The 1,685-nt window shown below is 40.9% G+C and carries 1 protein-coding gene; it reads left to right on the top strand.

What is annotated here, in order from left to right; translation table 11 throughout:
• Nucleotides 1–352: 352 nt before the first annotated feature.
• Nucleotides 353–1,672 carry an IS4 family transposase gene (locus ACUVJL_RS29230; protein WP_445249053.1) on the top strand — a complete coding sequence of 440 codons (1,320 nt, stop codon included), beginning with the start codon at nt 353–355 and terminating at the stop codon, nt 1,670–1,672.
• Nucleotides 1,673–1,685 lie beyond the last annotated feature (13 nt).

Here is a 1,685-nt window from a genome sequence, read left to right as displayed (position 1 = left end):
CATTGGTAACAAGTTAGAAGGAAGTAGATTTTGTCAATACCCCTTTATGTAGAAATATAATTCAATAATAATGATAATCAAACAAGGGGTAAGGGTGGGAGAGTCCGCCGACGGCGGACTCTCCCACCGGCAGTGATTATCATTATTAATAAGTTGTTCGCTGACTCTAGTCGCGGGCGATCGATAAGAGTCGCGGGCGATCGATAAGAGTCGCAGGCGATCGATAAGAGTCGCAGGCGTTGGTATGATCAAACGATATAATTGACAAATAATTGAGCGATTGTGTAGGTCAGTAAATATGGCTAAAAGTCAAAAAACCAACCGTGACCACGCCAAAAAAACCACAAGACCGATGGTGGAAGATGAGGCAATCGCCTCGCAACTATCTGCATTATTAACACCAGCCATCACCTCACAAGAAAATTACTACCGTCAACTGGGTTTACGAGGTAGAATTCTCAACTTACCGTTGATGGTAGCAGCAGTATTAACCTTGCTATGGCGAGACGTAGCTGGAGTGACAGAACTCACAAGAATGCTGGCAAGAGAAGGTTTTTTGTGGTGCCGGCCTACGACAGTTACTCAACAAGCAATGTCTCAAAGGTTTTTAAGTTTTCCTGCCACCTTATTTGAAGGAGTCTTCAAAAATTTATTACCGAGTTTAAGAACTGCTTGGTACAAGAGAAACCAAAGACCTTTAGCAGAAAGCATTCAATTTGCCTTGACAAAATTTTCCCGAATTTGGATAGTGGATAGCTCAACACTCGAAGCATTATTTTGCAAGCTCAAAAGTCTGGAAGATATACCTAAAGGGCAGTTGGCAGGAAAAATGGCAACAGTCATAGATTTAATGACCAGGCTTCCTGTCGAGATTTGGTTTCTGGAAAACCCCAGAGCTTCTGATGTTAACCTTGAAGAAAATATTCTGCAATTAGTGCCAACTCAAACCTTACTCTTACTGGATAGAGGATTTTATCATTTTAGCTTTTGGCTCAAATTAATTGAACGAGATATCCACTTAATTACTCGTTTGAAAAAAGGAGCATCAATTAAAGTAGAGCAAGTATTTACCAATAGTTACGAACTCCGAGATAGTCGGATACGGCTAGGCTCAGGAACTTCAAAAACTCCATTTATTACCTTACGTTTGATTGAAGTTCGTTCCGGTAAAATTTGGCATTCTTATTTGACAAGCGTACTAGATCCTCATGTATTACCTCCCTACGTCGTCGCAGATTTATATCGCAGGCGCTGGAGGATTGAAGATGCTTTTAATACCGTAAAAAGGCTTTTGGGATTAAGTTATTTGTGGACAGGTTCTCTCAACGGCATCCAGCTTCAAATTTGGGGGACTTGGATATTTTATGCACTCTTGGTTGATTTAGGTGATGCCGTTGCTGACCAACTCTCTTTACCAATAGATTCGATTTCATTAGAAATGATTTACCGGGGTCTTTACCATTTTTATGTGGCTCATCAAAAAGGTAAGGCAACTGACTTGATCGAGTATTTCGCCGCGCCCGAAAACCAAGATTTAGGTATTGTTAAATCTCAACGAAAGCCCAATGTTAAGTTAATTGTTTCACCTTTCCCTGATCGACAGCGAGGCAATCACCAATTTTTCTTTGATGCCTCTTCTGAAATCCCCTTGACAACTGGCATACAGGCTTAACTTGTTACCAATG

Source organism: Microcoleus sp. OTE_8_concoct_300 (assembly GCF_031383065.1).
GTDB lineage: Bacteria > Cyanobacteriota > Cyanobacteriia > Cyanobacteriales > Microcoleaceae > Microcoleus.
This window is presented reverse-complemented; position numbering and strand designations above follow the sequence as displayed.

Coding starts and splice junctions, on each gene's coding strand:
- ACUVJL_RS29230 (WP_445249053.1), top strand. CDS start 353: ATGGTGGAAGATGAGGCAATCGCCTCGCAACTATCTGCATTATTAACA.